The organism is Micromonospora sp. CMU55-4 (genome assembly GCF_011602315.1).
Classification (GTDB): domain Bacteria; phylum Actinomycetota; class Actinomycetes; order Mycobacteriales; family Micromonosporaceae; genus Micromonospora; species Micromonospora chalcea.
On the sequence record NZ_JAAOLH010000025.1, the window covers coordinates 1 to 17,654 of the forward strand.

The window sequence follows — 17,654 nt, forward strand, 5'->3', positions numbered from 1 at the left end:
CCCCCTGAGGGGCGGTTCCGTACCAAGATCTCCGCGCGAAGGCGCAGGGCGCGGCGCGGGGGAAGAGGCGCTGCTAGCGCTCGGTCGGGCGGTCGAACGTCGCGCGTTGCGGGTGGTGGTAGCGGACGCCCCGGGAGTCGGCTGGCGTGCCGCCCGGCAACGACCGGACGCTCCGGACCGCGCCGCTCGGCAGCGCGCGGGCGCTCGCGGGCACCCGGGCCCGGCCGACCACCGGCTCCATCTGCCGCCGGAAGCGGTCCCGCTCCTGCTCGGGCACCAGCGCCGCGGTGCGGACGACCATCTCGGCGACCACGTCGTTGAGCTTGACCATCGCGGCCACCGCGACCGGCAGCACCAGCACCGCCCACCAGCTCACCAGTTCGGCGAGCGCGAGCAGCACGGCGAGCGCCATCGCGCCCTCGAAGAACAGGAAGCAGAGCACCCCGCCCGGGTTGACGAAGCGCAGGCCCAGCACCCGGGCGTAGAGCGGGCGGTACCGCTCCTCGTCCGTGGCCACAGTCGACCACGATCGGGTCACCGGGCGCCGCCCTGCCGGGCCGCGGCCACCGAGAACACGGCTCGCTCCAGCGCGTACGCCCGGTCGTCGGCGCCGCCCTTGACCGCCGCGTTGCACTCGGCGGCCACCCGCATCGCCTCGACCAGGCCCTCCGGCGTCCAGCCCCGGGCCCGCACCTGAGCCTTCTCGATCTTCCAGGCCGGCATGCCCAGCGTCTTGGCCAGCTGGAACGGGCTTCCCCGCCCGGCGGCGGCGACCCGGGCCACGGTTCGTACGCCGTCGGCCAGCGCGTCGGCGATCGGCACCGGATCGACGCCGACGTGCAGCGCCCAGCGCAGCGCCTCCAGCGCGCCGGGCACGTCGCCGACCATCGTCGCGTCGGCCACCGTGAAGCCGGTCACCTCGGCCCGCCCCCGGTAGTAGCGGGCCACCGTGTCCGCGCTGATCCGCCCGTCCGTGTCGGCGAGCAGCTGCGAGCAGGCGGCGGCCAGCTCACGCATGTCGTTGCCGACTGCCGCGACCAGGGCGTCGGCCGCGTCCGGCGTGCACTTGCCCCCGTTGCGACGGATCTCGTCCCGCACGAAGGCGGCCCGTTCCCGGTCGCCCTTGAGCTTCATCGCCGGCACCACAGTGGCACCGGCCGCCCGAAGCCCGTCGGCGAACGCCTTGCCCTTGGCCCCGCCCAGGTGCAGCACGACGAGCTGCACGTCCGGGTCGGGGTTCTTCGCGTACGCCAGTAGCGCGGTGGACAGGTCCTTGCGGGCGTCCTGACCGGAGCGGAGCACCAGCACCCGGCGGCCGCCGAACAGCGACGGGCTGAGCATCTCGGCGATCTCGCCGACGGTGAGCGTGCCGGCCTGGTATTCCCGCACGTCCACGTCGGGGTCCACCTCGCGGGCCCGGGCGACGGCTTCGGTCACCGCTCGCGTGGCGAGCAGCTCCTCGTCGCCGAGGACGAGCACAATAGGAGGCAGGTCGGCGGGGGTCACGTCGCCCATACTCGCACGCCCTCCGACCCGATCGGACCTGGTCATCGAGGACTGTGACGGCACAGCCCGCACTCAGCGCAAATCCAGACATTTGCCTTGATCCACCATCTATCGCAACAAGATTCGCCACCTCACCGCTGTCGTACCGGATCGGGGCCGCGCGTCACCACGGCGAGGCCGGCGCCGACGCGCACGGCGGCCAGGTCACCGCCGGTGTCGGTACGCAGCACCCGCGCGCCGCCCCGGGCCAGCCGGTCCAGCAGCCCGGCGTTGGGATGCCCGTAGTCGTTGTCGACGCCCACGCACACCAGCGCCACCGCCGGGCGCACCGCGGCGAGGAACTGCGGATCCTGGTACGCCGAGCCGTGGTGGGCCACCTTCAGCACGTCGGCCCGGATCGCGGCGGCCGGCATCGTCTCCAGCATCGCCCGCTGCTCCTCCGTCTCGGCGTCACCGGCGAGCAGGACCCGTACCCCGGCCACGGTGGCGGTCAGGACGAGTGAGTTGTTGTTCGGGTCGGACCGGCTGCCCCGCAGCGGGTACGGCGGCCCGACCGCGACCAGGTCCACCGCTCCGGCCCGCCACCGCCAGCCCGCCTGCGCGGCGGCGAGCGGCGCACCGGCCCGGCGGGCCGCCTCGCGTACCTGGGCGGCGCCGTAGGGCGGCTCGGACCAGGACGGACCCACCACCGCGCCCACCCGCCGGCCCCGGAACACCCCGGCCACGCCGCCGACGTGGTCGACGTGGAAGTGACTGACCACCAGCAGCGACACCTCACGTACGCGCAGGCGGCGCAGGCAGGCGTCCACGCCGGACGGGTCCGGTCCGGCGTCGACCACCACGGCCCGGCCGGCCGCCACCGGCAGCACCACGGCGTCCCCCTGCCCCACCGCGCACGCCACCACCACCCAGCCGCGCGGCGGCCAGCCGGAGGCAAGCAACCGGACCGGCGCCGCGCCGAGCACCACCGCCATCACCACGACCGCGACCAGCCGCCGCGCCCGGCGTCGGCGGAAGGCGAGCAGCAGCGCCACGCTCACCCCCGCCAGCAGCAGGGCCCCGGCCACCCCGCCCACCCAGGGCAGGTTCCCGGCCGGCAGGTCCGCCCCGTGCGCGGCCACCGCCACCAGCCAGCGCGCCGGCCAACTCGCCAGCCAGGCCAGGAACTCCGCGCCGCCCGGCCACACCGGCGACAGCACCGCCGCCAGCACACCGAGCACAGTGGCGGGCGCGACGGCCGGCACCGCCAACAGGTTCGCCGGCACCGCCACCAGGCTCACCGTCGCGGACAGTCCGGCGATCACCGGGCCGCAGGCGAGCTGCGCGGCGGCCGGCACGGCGAGCGCCTCGGCCAGCCCGGGCGGTACGCCCCGGCGGCGCAGCGCGTCCCGCCATCCCGGCGCGAGCAGCAGCAGTCCCCCGGTGGCGCAGACCGACAACGCGAACCCCGGGTCGCCCGCGAGGTCCGGGTCGTACAGGATCAGCCCGGTGACCGCCGCGGCGAGCGCGGGCAGCGCCGACCGGGACCGCCCGGCGGCCAGCGCGGCGAGCCCGATCGCACCCATCGCGGCGGCGCGCACCACGCTCGGCGAGGGCCGTACCAGGATGACGAACCCGACCAGGGCGAGCACACACAGCGTGGCGGCGGTACGCGGACCGGCGCGCGCCCAGCGGGCCAGCAGCAGCACCGCGCCGACCACTATCGCCACGTTGGAGCCGGACACCGCGTTGAGGTGCGTCATCCCGGTGGCCCGGAAGTCCTCCTCCACCTCGGGCAGCAGCCGGCTGGTGTCCCCCACCACGAGGCCGGGCAGCAGCCCGCCCGGCGCGTCCGGCAGCGGCGCACAGGCGCGCTGGAGCCCTGATCGCAGCACCCCGGCCGCCCGTTGCGGCCAGGACGCGCTGCCGCGCAGCGTGGGCGGATCGGCGGCGGAGAGCACGGCGGCGGTCAGGTCACCGCCGCGCGGGGCGGACAGCCGCCCCTGGGTGGTGACCCGCTGACCCGGCAGCAGCGGCCGCCAGGCCGGGTCGGTGGCCAGCACCAGGGCGCGTACCGGGCCGGTGACCCGCGCGCCGTCGCCTCCGGTGAGGCGGACCAGGTCGACGCGGACCAGGAGCATCGGTGGCCGGCCGGGGGCACCGCGTACCGGGCGGGGATCGTCGCGCAGCACGAGGTCGGCGGTGACCACTGCGCCTTCGGCGACCAGAGCGCGTACCGCCGTGGCGTCGCGGATCGCGAGCCGGGCGCCGGTGGCGGCGGCCCCGCAGACCACGCCGAGCAGCACGGCGACCACGATCCAGCCGTAGCGGCGGGTCGGTTCCCCCGGTCGGCCGAGCACGCCGCAGCAGCGCAGGGCCGCCAGGAGGGCGAGCGCGGCGGCGACGGCGGCCGTCCACACGGTCGCGCGGACGGTGAGGTGCAGCCCGGCCAGCGCGGCGAGCCACGCGGCCACCGCCAACCCGGCCAGCCGCAGGTCGGGCACGTCGCGGACAGGCGCAGGGTCACCGTCGAGGACGGGCGAGGCAGCGGCACGCCGGCCGGTCACACCGTCACCAGTTCCTTGAGCTGCTCGTACCGGGCGTCGCCGATGCCGTCGACCTGCCGCAGGTCGGACACGGACCGGAAGCCGCCGTGCTGGTCGCGGTGGTCGAGGATCCGCTGGGCGAGCACCGGGCCGACGCCGGGTAGCGCGTCGAGCTGGGCAAGCGTCGCGGTGTTCAGGTTGACCGGTCCGGCCGGCGCCGCCGGTCCGCCCGGCGCACCGCCTGCGCCCGCCGCGGCGGGCCCGCCCGGTGGCGGTGGGGCGGTCACGCCGACCAGGATCAGTTCACCGTCGGTGACCTTGCGGGCGGGGTTGAGCAGCGCGACGTCGACGCCGGGCAGCGCGCCGCCTGCCGCTTCGACGGCGTCGGCCAGCCGGGCGCCGGCCGGCAGCCGGACCAGGCCGGGGCGGCGGACCTTCCCGGCCACCGCGACGACCACCTGACCCGGTGCGCCGGCTGACGCGGGCACCCCGGTGACCGCCTCGGTCGCCGCGCCCACAGGCGCCTCGGAGGACGCCGTCACCGGCGGCACGGGTTCGGTGCTCGGACGCGAGCGCCAGGCCCAGACGGCGGCCACCACGACCACCACTGCCGCCACCGCCGCGAGCGCCCGCACACCCCGGCGGCCGGGATCGAACGCCCCGGGTCCGGGCAGCCGGGACGCCAGGCCGCGCGCGGCCACCGGAGCATCGTGGGACGGGCCGTCGTCGGCGTCCGGCTCGGCGGACCAGGGGTTCGCCCCGGACGAGGGTTCCCGCCCGCCGTCGCGCTCCGGGAAGCCGGGACGCAGCCCGAGACCCGGCTCGGCCTCGCCGGGCCCAGGCCCGAACAGCCGGGCGAGCCGCCGCCGTACCGTCGTCTCCTCGTCGTCTGGCACGGCTCGGGACGCTACGGCGACAGCTCGTCCCGCATCGGCCGATGAACGCTCACCTGTGGACAACCAAGGGACTGTGGACACACACCCGATCAAGCCGTGGCCGTGCTAGGTGGCCGAAAACGACGGTCAGCGCGCCTCCGGGTCCAGGCCGAGCGCGGCCCGTCCCCCGTCGACCGGCACGACCGCGCCGTTGACGAACGAGGCGCGGTCGGAGAGCAGGAACGCGACCACCTCGGCCACCTCGTCGGTACGCCCGATCCGGCCGAGCGGGTGCAGCCGGGCCATCTCCGCGTCGACGTGCGCCACCTCGGCCGGGTCGAGTCCGGCCAGGTAGGCGGCGTGCCGTTCGGTGTGGACGGAGCCGAGCGCCACCGCGTTGGCGCGGATCCCGTGGCGGCCGTAGTCGACGGCGAGCGCCCGGGTCAGCCCTTCCAGCGCGGCCTTGGCGGTGGCGTACGGCAGCGCGCCCGGCACCGCCCGGCGGGCCTGGTGGGACGAGACGTTGACGATCGCGCCGCCGGTACGGGCGGCCAGGAACCGGCGTACGGCGGTGCCGGCCCCGGCCACGGCGGGCCGCAGGTTGAGCGTGATCAGGTCGACCACCTCGCTCGCGGGCGCGCGGTGCAGGTCGGCGTCGCGGAAGACGGCGGCGTTGTTGACCCAGCCGGCCAGCGGCGCGTACGCCTCGGCGCGGTCGGCGGCCCGGCCGGTGACCGCCTCGTCGCCGGCGTCCCCGGTCACGGCGTGCAGCCGGTCGGCGAGCGGATGCCGGGCCAGCCAGTCCAGTGCGCTCGTGTCCCGTTCGACCACGACCACGATGCCGCCGTCGGTGGCCAGCCGCTCGACGATCGCCCGTCCGACGCCCCGGCCCCCGCCGGTGACGACATACGACAGTGGGCTCATCCGGCCACCCTAGGGTGTACGGCGGTGGACCACCACGCACGCCAGCCCGGGCCCGGCGTGGGCGGCGACCACCGCTCCGGCCTCGGTGACGTACGTGTCGTGCAGCCGGTCGCCCAGCCGCTCGGTCAGCGCCGTCAGCAACTGCTCGGCCCGCTGCGGCGCGGCGAGGTGGTGCACCGCGACGTCGACCTGGGCGTCGTCTGCCGCCTCGACGGCGAGGTCGACCAGCCGCGCGACTCCCCGGCTGGCGGTACGGACCTTGTCCTTCACCACGATCGCGCCATGCGGCATGTGCATGATCGGCTTTACCGAGAGCGCGGTGCCGAGCAGCGCCTCGGCCGCGTTGATCCGGCCGCCCCGGCGCAGGAACTCCAGCGTGTCGACGTAGAAGTAGATGGTGGTGCGGGCGACCGCGTCCAGCGCCGCGTCGCGTACCCCGGTCAGGTCGGCGCCCGCCGCGGCGGCCGCGGCGGCGGCGAGCGCCGGGAAGCCGAGGCCCATGCCTGTGGATCGGCTGTCGACGACGGTGACGCGGTCGTCGCCGATCTCGGCGGCGGCGAGCCGGGCGGCCTCGACGGTGCCGGACAGCTCGGCGGACAGGTGCACCGACACCACGCCGTCGGCGCCCTCGGCGAGCAGCGTGCGGTAGACCTGCGCGAACTGTTCGGGCGCGGGCCGGGACGTGCTCACCGAGACCCGCCGGCCGCTCAGCGCGCGGGTGGCGTCGGCCGGGGAGGTCTCGACGCCCTCCAGCCCTTCCGCGCCGTTGAGGACGACTGTGAGCGGGACGACGGTGAGCCCGCGTGCGCGGGCCAGGTCGGAGGGCAGGTAGGCGGTGGAGTCGGTGACGACCGCGACGGGCATGACCGGCACGCTAGCCGATGGCGCTGTGACGCGCCGGGGCCGGAGGTGTCAGACCGCGTCGGTGAGCGCCGCCCGGGTGACCAGACCGACGTTGTGCGCCCGCAGGTGCCAGCCCCGGACGCCGTTGTGGCGCAGTTCGGTCCAGTGGCAGTTCGCCAGCGAGCCGAGGCTGCGCAGCACCGTGTGGTCCCAGCCGAGCAGGTGCCCGACGCCCTGCCGGGCGCCGCCGCCGTGGGTGGTCACCACGACCGTGCCGCCGACGGCGAGGTCGGCCGCGTCCTGGAACCCGGCGCCGAGCCGGGCGCCCAGGTCACCCAGGGGTTCGAGGCCGGCGCCCGGGTCCGGGTCGCCGGCCCGCCAGCGGGCGTACTCGTCGGGGAACCGTTCGGCCACCTCGGTCAGGGTGAGGCCCTGCCACTGGCCGAAGTGCCGTTCCCGCAGCCGCGCGTCGGTGCGGACCGGCAGCCCGGTCAGCGCCGCGAGCGCGGCGGCGGTGTCGGCGGCCCGGCGCAGGTCGCTGGCGACGATCGCGTCCGGGCGCAGGGCGGCGAGTACCGGGGCGGCGGCGTGGGCCTGCTCGCGGCCGAGGTCGTTGAGGGGCACGTCGGTCTGGCCCTGGACGCGGCTCGCGGCGTTCCAGTCGGTGTTGCCGTGCCGCCAGATGATCAGTCGGGTCATTCGGCGGTGGCGCTGCCGGCGGCCGAGTCGGCCAGGTCGCGATCGGTGAACGGGATCTGCGGGCAGTCCTTCCAGAGCCGGTCGAGCGCGTAGAACTCGCGCTCCTCGGTGTGCTGGACGTGGACCACGATGTCGACGTAGTCGAGCAGCACCCAGCGGCCGCCGCGCTCGCCTTCGCGGCGCACCGGCTTGGCCTTCTCCGGCAGCTCCAGCAGGCGCTCCTCGATGGCGTCGACGATGGCGAGCACCTGACGCTCGTTCGGAGCGGCGGCCAGCAGGAATGCGTCGGTGATCGCGAGCTGGTCGCCCACGTCGATGATGACGATGTCCTGTGCCTTCTTGTCGGCCGCGGCCTGGGCGGCGGCCATCGCCAGCTCGTGCGCGCGCTCGGAAACTGTCACCGTTCTCCTTCGATCAACCGTGCGACCCTCCAAGCCTCTCACACCCGGCGGTGCGGCGACTTGTCAGTTCTGGTCGATTTCAGGCACAAACGGGGACATAAAGCGCGGAATCACCGCTGATAGAGACGCCGTTTCGCGATGTACTGCACCACACCGTCGGGCACCAGGTACCACACCGGTTCGCCCCGGGCGACCCGCGCACGGCAGTCGGTCGAGGAGATCGCCATCGCGGGCACCTGCACGAGGCTCACCGAGTCGGCCGGCAGGTGCTTGTCGGTCAGTTCGAAGCCGGGCCGGGTCACGCCGATGAAGTGGGCCAGTTCGAGCGCCTCGTCCAGATCCTTCCAGGAGAGGATGCGCTCCAGCGCGTCCGCGCCGGTGATGAAGAACAGCTGCGCCTTCGCGCCGTACTCGGCGTGCAGGTCGCGCAGCGTGTCGACGGTGTAGGTGGGGCCGCCGCGGTCGATGTCGACCCGGCTCACCTGGAAGCGCGGGTTGGAGGCGGTGGCGATCACCGTCATCAGATAACGGTCCTCGGCCGGAGTGACCGCCTCCTCCGCCTTCTGCCACGGCTGTCCGGTGGGCACGAAGACCACCTCGTCCAGACCGAACCGGTCGGCCACCTCGCTCGCCGCCACCAGGTGCCCGTGGTGGATCGGGTCGAACGTGCCGCCCATGATGCCGACCCGCCGGATGTCTTCCTCCACCCAGCGATCGTAGGCCGCCCGCCCGGCGGCTCCGGGCGGGGTCCGCCGTCGAGCGCGCCGGGCGGTCCCCCACCCGGCGCGCTCCCAGCTCAGGCCGACGCGGCGGCCACCGCCGTCCGGGCCACGAGCGCCCGGCGCATGTCGTCGTCCAGGTCGGTCACCCACCGCCGCAGGCCCGGCGTCAGGTCGTCGCGGGCCAGCAGCGCCGCGGCCATCTCCCGGGTGGGCTGCGCCACGGCGTAGCGGGGGTAGGCGGCCACCGTGACCGCGTCGGCCACCCACGCGGTACGCAGACGCGCCGCCGCCGGCATGTCGGTGAAGTAGCGCTGCACGTACCCGGCGGTCAGCTCGGCCTGCTCGGGCTGCCAGAAGCCCTCGGCGGTCGCCTCGACCAGGCGGTTGGACAGCTCGGTGCTGCGGGTGACGATCTCCCAGGCGGCCCGCTTCGCGTCGGCGTCGGGCAGCGCGGCCCGGCACGCGGCGGCCTGCTCGGCGCCGGTGGCGCTGCGGTCGGCGTCGGCCTCGGCGTCGATCTGCGGCGTACCGGCCGCGCCGAGCACCACCAGCCGGCGCAGCACCGCCCAGCGCAGGTCGGTGTCCACGGCCAGCCCCGACGGCACGTCCTTACCGGCCAGCCAGCCGGCGAGCATCGCGGTGTCGGTGGTGGCGGCGATCAGGCCCCGCGCCGCCGCCAGTTGCAGGGAACCGCCCGCGGGGGCCGAGTCGAGCAACGCCGCGCAGGCGGTCGCCACCCGCAGCAGCGCCGCGTCCCGGCCGAGCGGGTCGAGGTAGCGGTCGATCAGCCGGCGACTGAGCAGCAGCACGTCCTCGACGATCGTCACCTCGGTCTCGGCGGGCAGCGCCGCCGCGATCAGCGCGGCCAGCGCGCCGGCCGGCCGTTCCCCGTCGGTGACCGCATCCAGCGCCTCGCCCCAGAGCAGCGCCCGGGCCAGCGGATCGTCGAGCCCCGGCAGCAGCGTCGGCACCGCGTCCGCCGAGGCCGGGTCGAGGCGGATCTTGGCGAACGTCAGGTCACCGGCGTTCGGCAGCACGAGCCCGGTGGCGGGCCGTCCGACCAGCTCGGGCAGCGGCGTCCGGCCGCCGTCGGCGTCGGGGTCGAGGTCGACGTCGAACCGGTACGCCGGGCCGTCGGCGGTGTGGTGGGCCACGCCGATACGGTGCGGCCGCAGCACCGGGTGGCTCGCCGGGGCGGTCTGCACGATCGCCACGTCGGTCCACCGCCCGTCGGCGTCCACGGCGGTGTCGACCCGCAGCGTGTTCACCTGCGCGCGGCGCAGCCAGCGTTCCGCCCAGCCGTCCAGGTCGCGGCCACTCGCCGTACCCAGGGCGGCCAGCAGGTCGGCGAGCGTCGCGTTGCCGAAGCGGTGCGCGGCGAAGTGCGCGTTCAGCCCGGCCAGGAACGCCTCGTCACCGAGCCAGGCGACGAGCTGGCGCAGCACGCTGGCGCCCTTGGCGTACGAGATGCCGTCGAAGTTCAGCAGCGCCTGGGCGGCGTCTGCCACCTCCTCCGGCGCCACCGGATGGGTGGAGGGGCGCTGGTCGGCGGTGTAGCCCCAGGCCTTGCGACGGCTCGCGAACGTGGTCCACGCCCGGTCGAACCGGGTCGCCTCGGCGGTGACCCGGGTGCCCAGGTATTCGGCGAAGGACTCGTTGAGCCACAGGTCGTCCCACCAGCTCATGGTGACCAGGTCGCCGAACCACATGTGTGCCATCTCGTGGGCGATCGTGGTGGCGCGCAGCTCCCGCTGGGTGTCGGTCACCGCCGAGCGGAAGACGTAGTCGTCGCGGATCGTGACCAGGCCCGGGTTCTCCATCGCGCCGGCGTTGAACTCGGGCACGAACGCCTGGTCGTACTTGCCGAACGGATAGCGTTCGGCGAACAGCTCGTGGAAGCGGTCGAAGCACTGGCGGGTGACTGTGAAGATCTCGTCGGCGTCGGCATCCAGGTGCTCGGCGAGCGAGCGCCGGCAGTAGAGGCCGAGCGGGATGCCGTCGTGCTCGGCGCGCAGCACGTGCCACGGCCCGGCGATCAGCGAGACGAAGTAGGTCGCGAGCGGCTCGGTGGTGGCGAACTCCCAGCGGCCGGGTGCGGGCCGGTCGGCGAGCGGCCCGTTGGCGGCCACCGTCCACTCCGGTGGCGCGGTGACGGTCAGCGTCACCGGCGCCTTCAGGTCGGGCTGGTCGAACGCGGCGAAGATCCGCGGCCCGTCGTCCAGGAAGGACATCGCATACAGGTAGGTCTCGCCGTCGGCCGGGTCGACGAACCGGTGCAGCCCTTCGCCGGTGTTGGAGTAGGCCATCTCGGCCTCGACGGTGAGCGTGTTGTCGGCGGCCAGGCCGGTCAGCGGCAGCCGGCCGTCCGCCAGCAGGGCCGGGTCGAGGTCGCTGTCGTTGAGGCGGGCGGCGAGGAGTCGGCGCGGCTTGACGTCGACGAAGGTCTCGGCGCCGGGGGTGGCCCGGAACCGGATGGTGACGGCGGAGCGGAACCGCTCGGCGTCGCCGGTCAGGTCGAGGTCCACATCGTAGGACTCGACGGTGATCGACGCGCGGCGCGCGGTCGCCTCTGCACGGGTGAGGCTCGGCATCCGCTTATCCTGCCCGATGTGGTCCGCTCGGGCCGCCTCGTTACGCATGGCGATGGAGGAGCAGCGATGGGTCAGCACCCCAAGGGCGATTTCGACCTCTCCCGGGCGGTTTGGCAGCGGGCAGAGGGCGACACCTCCGAGGGAGCGGTCGAGGTGGCATTCGTCGACGACCTGATCGGTATGCGCAACTCCGCCGAGCCGGACGGGCCCGTGCTGGTCTTCACCCAGGCCGAGTGGGACGCGTTCGTCGCCGGCGCCCAGGACGGCGAGTTCGACCTGGACTGAGCGCACCTCAGTCACCGTCGCCCCAGCCGAGGCCGCCCGGACCGGGCGCGTGGTGGAAGCCCGGGTGCCCGGACACGTCGGCGCAGCGCTCGCCGTCGGGCCCGACCGCGTCGCAGAACAGCCGCTCGGCCCGGTGCCAGGCGTCCGCCGGGGACAGGGCCGCCGCGCCGAGCGCCAGCTCCGGGCGGAGCAGGCCGAGCGCTTCGGCGTACGCCACCGCCTGCTCCCGCGCGACGGCGGGATCGGTGGCGGCGAAGCCCAGGTGCACGGTGAAGTACCGCGGTGGGCGGGCCCCGGCGCGCCGGGGCCCGCCGATCAGCGGACCGTCGCGGCCGTCCCCGCGCAGCCCGGCCCACGCCTCGCGGTGCCGCCGTGCCGCGCTGTCGTCACGCATCAGTGCCCTCCCCCGTCGCCGGTGACCCTCGCCGGACACCACGCCGGCGGGCGCCGGACCGGTAGCCGCCGGTCCGCGTGCCTTGAGGGAACCAGCTTTTCCGCCGCCGGGGAGGGGCCAGCGTCCGCCCGACCGGCTGGCCCCTCCCGCGTGCGGCCCGAGCTGCTGAGATGAAGGGTTCGGCGGCGTCGCCCGGGGTAGGTAGGCAGCGCCGCCGAACCGCGTCAGGAGCAGCCGACATGAGCACCATGCCGAGCGACCGGAGCCCGGACAGCACGCTCGCCTTCATCCGGGAGGGCTACCGCTTCGTCGGCTCCCGCTGCGACCGCCTCGGCACCGACGTGTTCCAGACCCGGCTGCTGCTGGAGCCGACGATCTGCCTGCGCGGCCGGGAGGCCGCCGAGCTGTTCTACGACGAGGAGCGGTTCGTGCGGCGGGGCGCCATGCCGATGCGCGGGCAGCGCACGCTCACCGGTGTCGGCGGCGTGCAGGGCCTGGACGGGCAGGCGCACCGGGTCCGCAAGGCGATGTTCATGTCGATCATGACGTCGGCCGCGATCCGCCGCCTCGGGGAGATCTTCGACGAACAGTGGCAGGCCCGGATCCCGGTCTGGGCCCGCAACGGCCCGGTGGTGCTCTACGACGAGGTGGGCGAGATCCTGACCCGTACGGTCTGGGCCTGGGCCTGGGCCGGGGTGCCGCTGGCCGAGGCCGACGTGCCGCGCCGCACCGCCGAGATGCACGCGATGATCGAGGCGCCGGCCGCGCTGGGCCCCCGGCACTGGCGCGGCCGGCTCGGCCGCTACCGCGCGCAACGATGGGCCGGCGACCTGATCGAACGGGTACGCGCGGGCGCGGTGCCCGCCCCGGAGGGCAGCGCGCTGGCGGTCGTGGCCGGGCACCGGGACGAGCGGGGACTGCCGCTGCCCCGCCGGATCGCCGCCGTGGAACTGCTCAACGTGCTGCGCCCCACAGTCGCGGTGGACCGGTACGTGGTCTTCGCCGCGCTGGCCCTGCACGACCACCCGCACTGGCGGGACCGGCTGCCCGGCGACGACGCCGCGACCGAACGGTTCGTGCAGGAGGTACGGCGCTACTACCCATTTTTCCCGGTCACCGCGGCCCGGGTGCGCCGCTCGTTCCAGTGGCGGGGGTACACGTTCCCGCAGGGCCGGCGGGTGCTGCTCGACCTGTACGGCACCAATCACCACCCGGACATCTGGCCGGAGCCGGAGCAGTTCCGCCCCGAGCGCTTCACCGGCTGGCGCGACGACCCGTTCGGCCTGGTCCCGCAGGGCGGCGGCGACCACTTCACCGGCCACCGCTGCGCCGGCGAGTGGATCACCATCGAGCTGATGAAGCGGGCCGTGACGAACCTGACCGGCGCGATGGACTACCGCGTACCGCCGCAGGACCTGGCGCTCGACCTGGGCGCCATGCCGGCGTTGCCGCCCAGCGGGCTGGTGCTCGACGGCGTACGCCCGGTCGACGCGGTACGCCCGCTGCGCTGAACGGGCACGCTCCCTCCCCGGACGGTCGGGCGGCACGGGTACACCGACGATGCGCAGCGTGCCCGAAACGTTTCAGCAGCCGCATTCCGGGCAAGTCGCGTCACCCGGCACGAGGGGAGACGACATGACCCGACCGACCGCCGCGCAGCCGCGCGACGCGGGCGCCGCGTCCGCGCCGGTCCGGCTGCCGATGGCGTACGTCCTGCCGCTGCGCGCCCACGACGACGGCGGCCTGGACGAGCTGACCGCGTACCTGCGGGAGCTGAGCCGCTGGGTGGACGTGGTGGTGGTCGACGCCTCGCCGCCGCAGCTGTTCGCCCGGCACGCCGCCGCCTGGGACGGGCTGGTGCGGCACGTGCCGCCGGACCCGGCGCTGCGCGGACGCAACGGTAAGGTGCTCGGCGTGCTCACCGGCGTCGCGCTGGCCCGGCACGAGCACGTGGTGATCGCCGACGACGACATCCGGTACGACCTGCCGGCCCTGGCCGCCGTGCACCAGATGCTGGACGGGGTCGACCTGGTCCGCCCGCAGAACCACTTCGACCCGCTGCCCTGGCACGCCTGGTGGGACACCGGCCGGACGCTGCTCGCCCGCGCGTTCGGCGGGGACTGGCCCGGCACCCTCGGGGTGCGGCGGGGCACGTTCCTGGCGATGGGCGGCTACGACCCGGACGTGCTCTTCGAGAACCTGGAGCTGGTCCGGACCGTGCGCGCGTACGGCGGCAGCACCGCCACCCCGGCGTGGCTGTACGTGCGGCGGCTCCCGCCCTCCGCGGCGCACTTCCTCGGGCAGCGCGTCCGCCAGGCGTACGACGAGACGGCCCGGCCGGCGTGGCTGCTCGCCGCGCTGGCGGTGCTGCCCGCGACGGCGGCCGCGCTCGCCACCCGCCGGCCCGGGCTGCTGCTGCGGGCCGGGCTGGCGACTGTCGCGGTGGCGGAGCTGGGCCGGCGACGGGCCGGCGGCGCGGCGGTGTTCCCGGCGCACACCAGCCTGGCCGCGCCGCTCTGGGCGCTGGAACGCGGGCTGTGCGCGTGGCTCGCGGTGGGCCGGCGGCTGCGCGGCGGGGTGCCCTACGCGGGCGCCCGGCTGCGGGTGGCGGCCAACTCCACACGTGCGCTGCGGCGACGGACGACCCGGCACCGCCCGGACGAGCTGGTGCTCTGGGTGCAGACCGGGTCGATGCCCGCTGAGGTGAAAGGAAGGGCCCCTTCTTATCGCGAGGCGATAAGAAGGGGCCCTTCCTAACCGAGAGCGCGGGCCTTCAGGAGGACCGCGCCTGCTCGGCGCTGTGCCGCACGTCCTGCGCGGCGGCGCGGCCGTCGTCCTTGACCGCGTACGCGGCGTCCTGCGCGGTGGCCTTCACCGACTCGGCGGCGTGCTGCGCGGGCTCGCGCAGCTCCTCCTTCAGCTCACCGGCGACCTCGCCCAGCTTCTCCTTGACCACGCCGCCGTGCTCGGCGGCCTTCTCCTTGACCTGCGCGGCGACCTGCTGCTCGCGGCGGGTGGCGGGGATCAGCGAGGAGACCAGCATGCCGACGCCGAAGGCGATCACGCCGGCGGCGATCGGGTTGCCCTCGGACTTGCGCCGCACCACCTGCGGCGCCCGGTGGGCGGCGTCGCCCACCGTGGCGGCGGCCGAGTGCGCCTTGTCGCCCACCGTGGACGCCATCGAGGAGGCGTGGTCGCCCACCGAGTGGGCGGCGTGGCCGGTGCCGTGGCCGAGGTCCGATGCGGTTCCCATCACCTTGTCCTTCACGTTCGTCAGCGCGCTGCGCACGCGCTGCTTGCGGTCGTCGACGATGCGGCCCGGGCTGACCTTGTACGCCAGGGCGTCCACGTCCGAGCTGAGGTTGTTGCGGGTGGCTTCGATCTCGCGGCGGATCTGCTCGGGATCGGTGCTCATCGGGTGACTCCCTCCGGGTGCGGCTTGAGCGCGTCGGGGATGCGCTGCACGCTGTCGTTCGTCTGCTTCAGGCCGCGGATCCGCTCGGCGTTCTTCTTGCCCATCGAGTACAGGACCGCCGCGACAGCGGCCCAGATGACGGCCACGATCAGCGCGGCCAGCCCGGAGTCCATGACGTTGTCGAGGAACTGCCAGATCGCGATCGAGACGAAGAGCGCCACCATGTAGCCGCCGAAACCGGCGCCGCCGAACAGGCCGGCGGCCTTGCCCGCCTTCTTGCCCTCCTGGCGGATCTCCGCCTTCGCCAGTTCGACCTCCTGCCGCATCAGCGTGGACAGGTCCGTGGTGACCTGGCGCATCAGGTCGCCGAGCGAGCTGCCGCGCACCTCGTCGGCGTGGGGCGGGGCGCCCGCCGCCTGATAGCCGGGGTCCTGCGTGGGTACGGTCATGCCGTCGCCTCCCTTCTGCCGGTACGGCCGGTCACGGGCGGGGAGCGCCGGTGGACGGGACGCCCGGCAGCGGGTCGGTGCGCTCCGGCGGCGGCAGCGGCTGACCGGTGCCACCCGCCGGGTCGGCCCAGGTGTTCGGGGCGCCGCCGGTCGGGTAGGTCGCGCCCGGCGCGGAGTAGCCCGGGTCCGGCTCGGCGTAGCTGCCCGGCGTCGGGTCGAGGTAGCCGCCCGGCGGCACCTGGTCCGGCACCTCACGCGCGGTCGGGATGACGGCCGTGCGGTCCGGGTCGTACGCCGGCCGCGCGCCGCTGTTGTCGTCGCCGAGCGCGGTGATGTTGCGGGTGAGCCGCCCGGCGACCACGCCGAGCAGCGCGGCGCCGACGAGGAACGTGCCGGGGTTGCGACGGGCGTAGTTCTTCACCTCGTTGAGCAGGTCGCCCGGCTCGCGCTGCTCCAGCCAGCCGGCCACGCCGTGCACCCGCTCGGCCGCCTGGTGGGCCAGCTCGGTGACCGGGCCGGAGCCGCCACCCTGCTGCGCCATGGTGCGCATCTCGTCGGCGAGCGACCGCAGGCCGCTGGCGGCGCGCTGCTGCTGCTGACCGGCCTGGGCGGTGACCTGGCTGCGGGTCTCGCCGTAAAGGTCGCGGGCCTGTCGCTTGGCCTCGCCCACCACCTCCCGACCCTGCTCCTTGGCGGTCTGCGCCACGGCGCCACCGGCGCTCGCGGCGTCGGAACCCACCTGGCGGGCCTGGTCACGCACGCCGCCGCCGTTCGTCGACTGGTACGTGGCAGAAGCCGGGGAAAGATCCTGAGTCATGATGTCCCTTCCGCTCGTGTGTTTCCCAGCGGGTGTTCTCGGGGGGGGTACGCGGATTTGTTTCCGCATGACAATCGCCCTACCCCCGGTCGACCGGTCCATGCCTGATTCGTGATTTCTCTGCGGGAGCGACCCGCTCCGGTCAGAGAATGGAATGCCTGCCCGCCCGGGCGGCGGCGAGTCCACGGGGGTGACAGGGATGGCACGTGACGTGCGCGAACACGCGCCCGCCCGGCCTACGGTGCAGAAGGTCGCCCTCGCGGCGGCAGCCGTCTTCGCGCTGATCGGCGTACTCGGTTTCGTACCCGGCATCACCACGCACTACGGCGAGATGACGTTCGCCGGGCACCACTCCGAGGCGAAGCTGCTCGGCGTGTTCCAGGTGTCGGTGCTGCACAACCTGGTGCACCTGCTGTTCGGCCTGGTCGGTCTGGTCATGGCGCGGCGGCTGGCCGGGGCGCGCGTGTTCCTGGCCGGCGGCGGCGCGCTCTACCTGGTGCTGTGGCTGTACGGCTTCGCCATCGACCGGGATGCCTCGGCGAACTTCGTGCCGGTGAATGACGCCGACAACTGGCTGCACCTGTTCCTCGGTTTCGGCATGCTCGCGGCCGGCCTGCTGCTCAACAACAACCTCGGCACCGGCACCCGGGTGGAGGCCCCGTTCGACCGCCCTTGAGCAGGCGCGAGCGGGCCGAGAGGTCCGGCGATGGTGTTCGAGCGTCAGGCCGCCACCGGCAGCCGCTTGGCGAAGCAGACGCTGTACGGGTTGTCCACGTACTCGCCGTACACCGGGATCGGCTCGTAGCCGCTGGACCGGTAGAGCGAGATCGCGGCCGGCAGGTAGGTGCCCGTCTCCAGGCACACCGTCCGGTGCCCCGCCCGGAACGCCAGTTCCTCCAGCGCGACGAGCAACTGCCGGGCGATGCCCCGCCCCCGGAACGCCGGTCGCACGTACATCCGCTTCAGCTCACCGGTGTCGGCGTCGAGCGCCTGGAGCCCACCGCAGCCGACCGCCCGGCCGCCGACCACGGCGGCCAGGTAGTGGATGTCGGTGTGCACGACCGTCACCTGCCCGTCCAGCCCGCCGTCCGCGTCGCGCAGCTCACGCTGCTGGGCGACGACGAGCGCGGCGATCTCCGGGTCGGTGGCGGGACGGGACTCGATCAACATGCCCGTACGCTAGATCCGCCGGATTTCGCGCAGGTTTC

General features: G+C 74.8%; 19 protein-coding genes. 4 read left to right on the top strand and 15 right to left on the bottom strand.

The features are described 5' to 3' along the window. Positions 1 to 73: 73 nt before the first annotated feature. From HA073_RS28805 to pepN, 10 genes are all read right to left on the bottom strand, one after another. On the bottom strand, positions 74 to 538 hold the full coding sequence (locus tag HA073_RS28805) for a hypothetical protein (RefSeq protein ID WP_043328992.1): 465 nt from the start codon (positions 536 to 538) through the stop codon (positions 74 to 76). Further along, a complete protein-coding gene (gene holA, locus HA073_RS28810; protein WP_043328991.1) occupies positions 535 to 1,515 on the bottom strand; it encodes a DNA polymerase III subunit delta in 981 nt (326 codons plus the stop codon). Before holA ends, HA073_RS28805 begins: the two co-directional genes overlap by 4 nt. A 122-nt stretch (positions 1,516 to 1,637) precedes the next feature. Next, the gene (locus HA073_RS28815) at positions 1,638 to 4,052 is read right to left on the bottom strand and encodes a ComEC/Rec2 family competence protein (RefSeq protein WP_375336247.1); all 2,415 of its coding nucleotides are present in this window, start codon (positions 4,050 to 4,052) and stop codon (positions 1,638 to 1,640) included. Next, positions 4,049 to 4,927 carry a ComEA family DNA-binding protein gene (locus HA073_RS28820; RefSeq protein ID WP_113972686.1) on the bottom strand — a complete coding sequence of 293 codons (879 nt, stop codon included), beginning with the start codon at positions 4,925 to 4,927 and terminating at the stop codon, positions 4,049 to 4,051. The genes HA073_RS28815 and HA073_RS28820 overlap by 4 nt, the downstream gene beginning before the upstream one ends. A 126-nt stretch (positions 4,928 to 5,053) precedes the next feature. Next, positions 5,054 to 5,830, bottom strand: a complete 777-nt coding sequence (locus tag HA073_RS28825) for an SDR family NAD(P)-dependent oxidoreductase (RefSeq protein ID WP_064448711.1) — start codon at positions 5,828 to 5,830, stop codon at positions 5,054 to 5,056. Positions 5,831 to 5,839: 9 nt separating this feature from the next. Continuing rightward, entirely contained in the window at positions 5,840 to 6,694 is an 855-nt protein-coding gene (locus HA073_RS28830; RefSeq protein WP_166457742.1) for a DegV family protein, read from the bottom strand. 48 nt (positions 6,695 to 6,742) lie between these two features. Beyond that, complete coding sequence (locus HA073_RS28835; RefSeq protein WP_166457743.1) at positions 6,743 to 7,372, bottom strand: histidine phosphatase family protein; 630 nt, start codon at positions 7,370 to 7,372, stop codon at positions 6,743 to 6,745. Continuing rightward, a complete protein-coding gene (rsfS, locus tag HA073_RS28840) occupies positions 7,369 to 7,773 on the bottom strand; it encodes a ribosome silencing factor (protein ID WP_043328985.1) in 405 nt (134 codons plus the stop codon). The genes HA073_RS28835 and rsfS overlap by 4 nt, the downstream gene beginning before the upstream one ends. Before the next feature lie 110 nt (positions 7,774 to 7,883). Next, positions 7,884 to 8,480 (bottom strand): nicotinate-nucleotide adenylyltransferase, encoded by a 597-nt coding sequence (gene nadD / locus HA073_RS28845; protein WP_030503098.1) that lies wholly within the window; start codon positions 8,478 to 8,480, stop codon positions 7,884 to 7,886. An 89-nt stretch (positions 8,481 to 8,569) separates the two neighbouring features. Beyond that, a complete protein-coding gene (gene pepN, locus HA073_RS28850) occupies positions 8,570 to 11,086 on the bottom strand; it encodes an aminopeptidase N (protein ID WP_166457744.1) in 2,517 nt (838 codons plus the stop codon). A 66-nt stretch (positions 11,087 to 11,152) separates the two neighbouring features. On the opposite strand from pepN, the gene HA073_RS28855 reads away from it, so the two are divergent. Further along, on the top strand, positions 11,153 to 11,371 hold the full coding sequence (locus tag HA073_RS28855; RefSeq protein WP_013287999.1) for a DUF397 domain-containing protein: 219 nt from the start codon (positions 11,153 to 11,155) through the stop codon (positions 11,369 to 11,371). 7 nt (positions 11,372 to 11,378) lie between these two features. Here HA073_RS28855 and HA073_RS28860 read toward each other — a convergent pair whose 3' ends face one another. Beyond that, positions 11,379 to 11,765, bottom strand: coding sequence for a hypothetical protein (locus HA073_RS28860; RefSeq protein ID WP_113972690.1), 387 nt, complete (start codon positions 11,763 to 11,765; stop codon positions 11,379 to 11,381). 239 nt (positions 11,766 to 12,004) lie between these two features. Here HA073_RS28860 and HA073_RS28865 point away from each other — a divergent pair, with 239 nt between their 5' ends. Both HA073_RS28865 and HA073_RS28870 read left to right on the top strand, forming a co-directional pair. Beyond that, a complete protein-coding gene (locus HA073_RS28865; RefSeq protein ID WP_166457745.1) occupies positions 12,005 to 13,276 on the top strand; it encodes a cytochrome P450 in 1,272 nt (423 codons plus the stop codon). Positions 13,277 to 13,400: 124 nt separating this feature from the next. Continuing rightward, positions 13,401 to 14,522: a glycosyltransferase family 2 protein gene (locus tag HA073_RS28870; protein WP_166457746.1), complete on the top strand. Its 1,122-nt coding sequence runs from the start codon at positions 13,401 to 13,403 to the stop codon at positions 14,520 to 14,522. A gap of 16 nt (positions 14,523 to 14,538) precedes the next feature. Here HA073_RS28870 and HA073_RS28875 read toward each other — a convergent pair whose 3' ends face one another. The 3 genes from HA073_RS28875 to HA073_RS28885 are packed head-to-tail and all read right to left on the bottom strand — an operon-like array spanning position 14,539 to position 16,446. Next, positions 14,539 to 15,180, bottom strand: coding sequence for a DUF3618 domain-containing protein (locus tag HA073_RS28875; RefSeq protein WP_113972694.1), 642 nt, complete (start codon positions 15,178 to 15,180; stop codon positions 14,539 to 14,541). After that, positions 15,177 to 15,629: a phage holin family protein gene (locus HA073_RS28880; protein WP_018787295.1), complete on the bottom strand. Its 453-nt coding sequence runs from the start codon at positions 15,627 to 15,629 to the stop codon at positions 15,177 to 15,179. The genes HA073_RS28875 and HA073_RS28880 overlap by 4 nt, the downstream gene beginning before the upstream one ends. Before the next feature lie 31 nt (positions 15,630 to 15,660). After that, positions 15,661 to 16,446, bottom strand: a complete 786-nt coding sequence (locus tag HA073_RS28885) for a hypothetical protein (RefSeq protein WP_166457747.1) — start codon at positions 16,444 to 16,446, stop codon at positions 15,661 to 15,663. 211 nt (positions 16,447 to 16,657) lie between these two features. Between HA073_RS28885 and HA073_RS28890 the strand changes: the two genes are divergently transcribed. Further along, a complete protein-coding gene (locus HA073_RS28890; protein WP_197494991.1) occupies positions 16,658 to 17,122 on the top strand; it encodes a DUF4383 domain-containing protein in 465 nt (154 codons plus the stop codon). Positions 17,123 to 17,166: 44 nt separating this feature from the next. Here the strand turns inward: HA073_RS28890 and HA073_RS28895 are convergent, their stop codons facing one another. Continuing rightward, complete coding sequence (locus HA073_RS28895) at positions 17,167 to 17,616, bottom strand: GNAT family N-acetyltransferase (RefSeq protein ID WP_064448720.1); 450 nt, start codon at positions 17,614 to 17,616, stop codon at positions 17,167 to 17,169. Between the last annotated feature and the right edge of the window lie 38 nt (positions 17,617 to 17,654).

What these genes read in the sequence shown, in the direction of transcription:
- holA (WP_043328991.1), bottom strand. Translation starts at nt 1,515, where the DNA reads ATGGGCGACGTGACCCCCGCCGACCTGCCTCCTATTGTGCTCGTCCTC.
- HA073_RS28825 (WP_064448711.1), bottom strand. Translation starts at nt 5,830, where the DNA reads ATGAGCCCACTGTCGTATGTCGTCACCGGCGGGGGCCGGGGCGTCGGA.
- HA073_RS28830 (WP_166457742.1), bottom strand. Translation starts at nt 6,694, where the DNA reads ATGCCCGTCGCGGTCGTCACCGACTCCACCGCCTACCTGCCCTCCGAC.
- HA073_RS28835 (WP_166457743.1), bottom strand. Translation starts at nt 7,372, where the DNA reads ATGACCCGACTGATCATCTGGCGGCACGGCAACACCGACTGGAACGCC.
- pepN (WP_166457744.1), bottom strand. Translation starts at nt 11,086, where the DNA reads ATGCCGAGCCTCACCCGTGCAGAGGCGACCGCGCGCCGCGCGTCGATC.
- HA073_RS28855 (WP_013287999.1), top strand. Translation starts at nt 11,153, where the DNA reads ATGGGTCAGCACCCCAAGGGCGATTTCGACCTCTCCCGGGCGGTTTGG.
- HA073_RS28860 (WP_113972690.1), bottom strand. Translation starts at nt 11,765, where the DNA reads ATGCGTGACGACAGCGCGGCACGGCGGCACCGCGAGGCGTGGGCCGGG.
- HA073_RS28865 (WP_166457745.1), top strand. Translation starts at nt 12,005, where the DNA reads ATGAGCACCATGCCGAGCGACCGGAGCCCGGACAGCACGCTCGCCTTC.
- HA073_RS28870 (WP_166457746.1), top strand. Translation starts at nt 13,401, where the DNA reads ATGACCCGACCGACCGCCGCGCAGCCGCGCGACGCGGGCGCCGCGTCC.
- HA073_RS28875 (WP_113972694.1), bottom strand. Translation starts at nt 15,180, where the DNA reads ATGAGCACCGATCCCGAGCAGATCCGCCGCGAGATCGAAGCCACCCGC.
- HA073_RS28880 (WP_018787295.1), bottom strand. Translation starts at nt 15,629, where the DNA reads ATGACCGTACCCACGCAGGACCCCGGCTATCAGGCGGCGGGCGCCCCG.
- HA073_RS28885 (WP_166457747.1), bottom strand. Translation starts at nt 16,446, where the DNA reads ATGACTCAGGATCTTTCCCCGGCTTCTGCCACGTACCAGTCGACGAAC.
- HA073_RS28895 (WP_064448720.1), bottom strand. Translation starts at nt 17,616, where the DNA reads ATGTTGATCGAGTCCCGTCCCGCCACCGACCCGGAGATCGCCGCGCTC.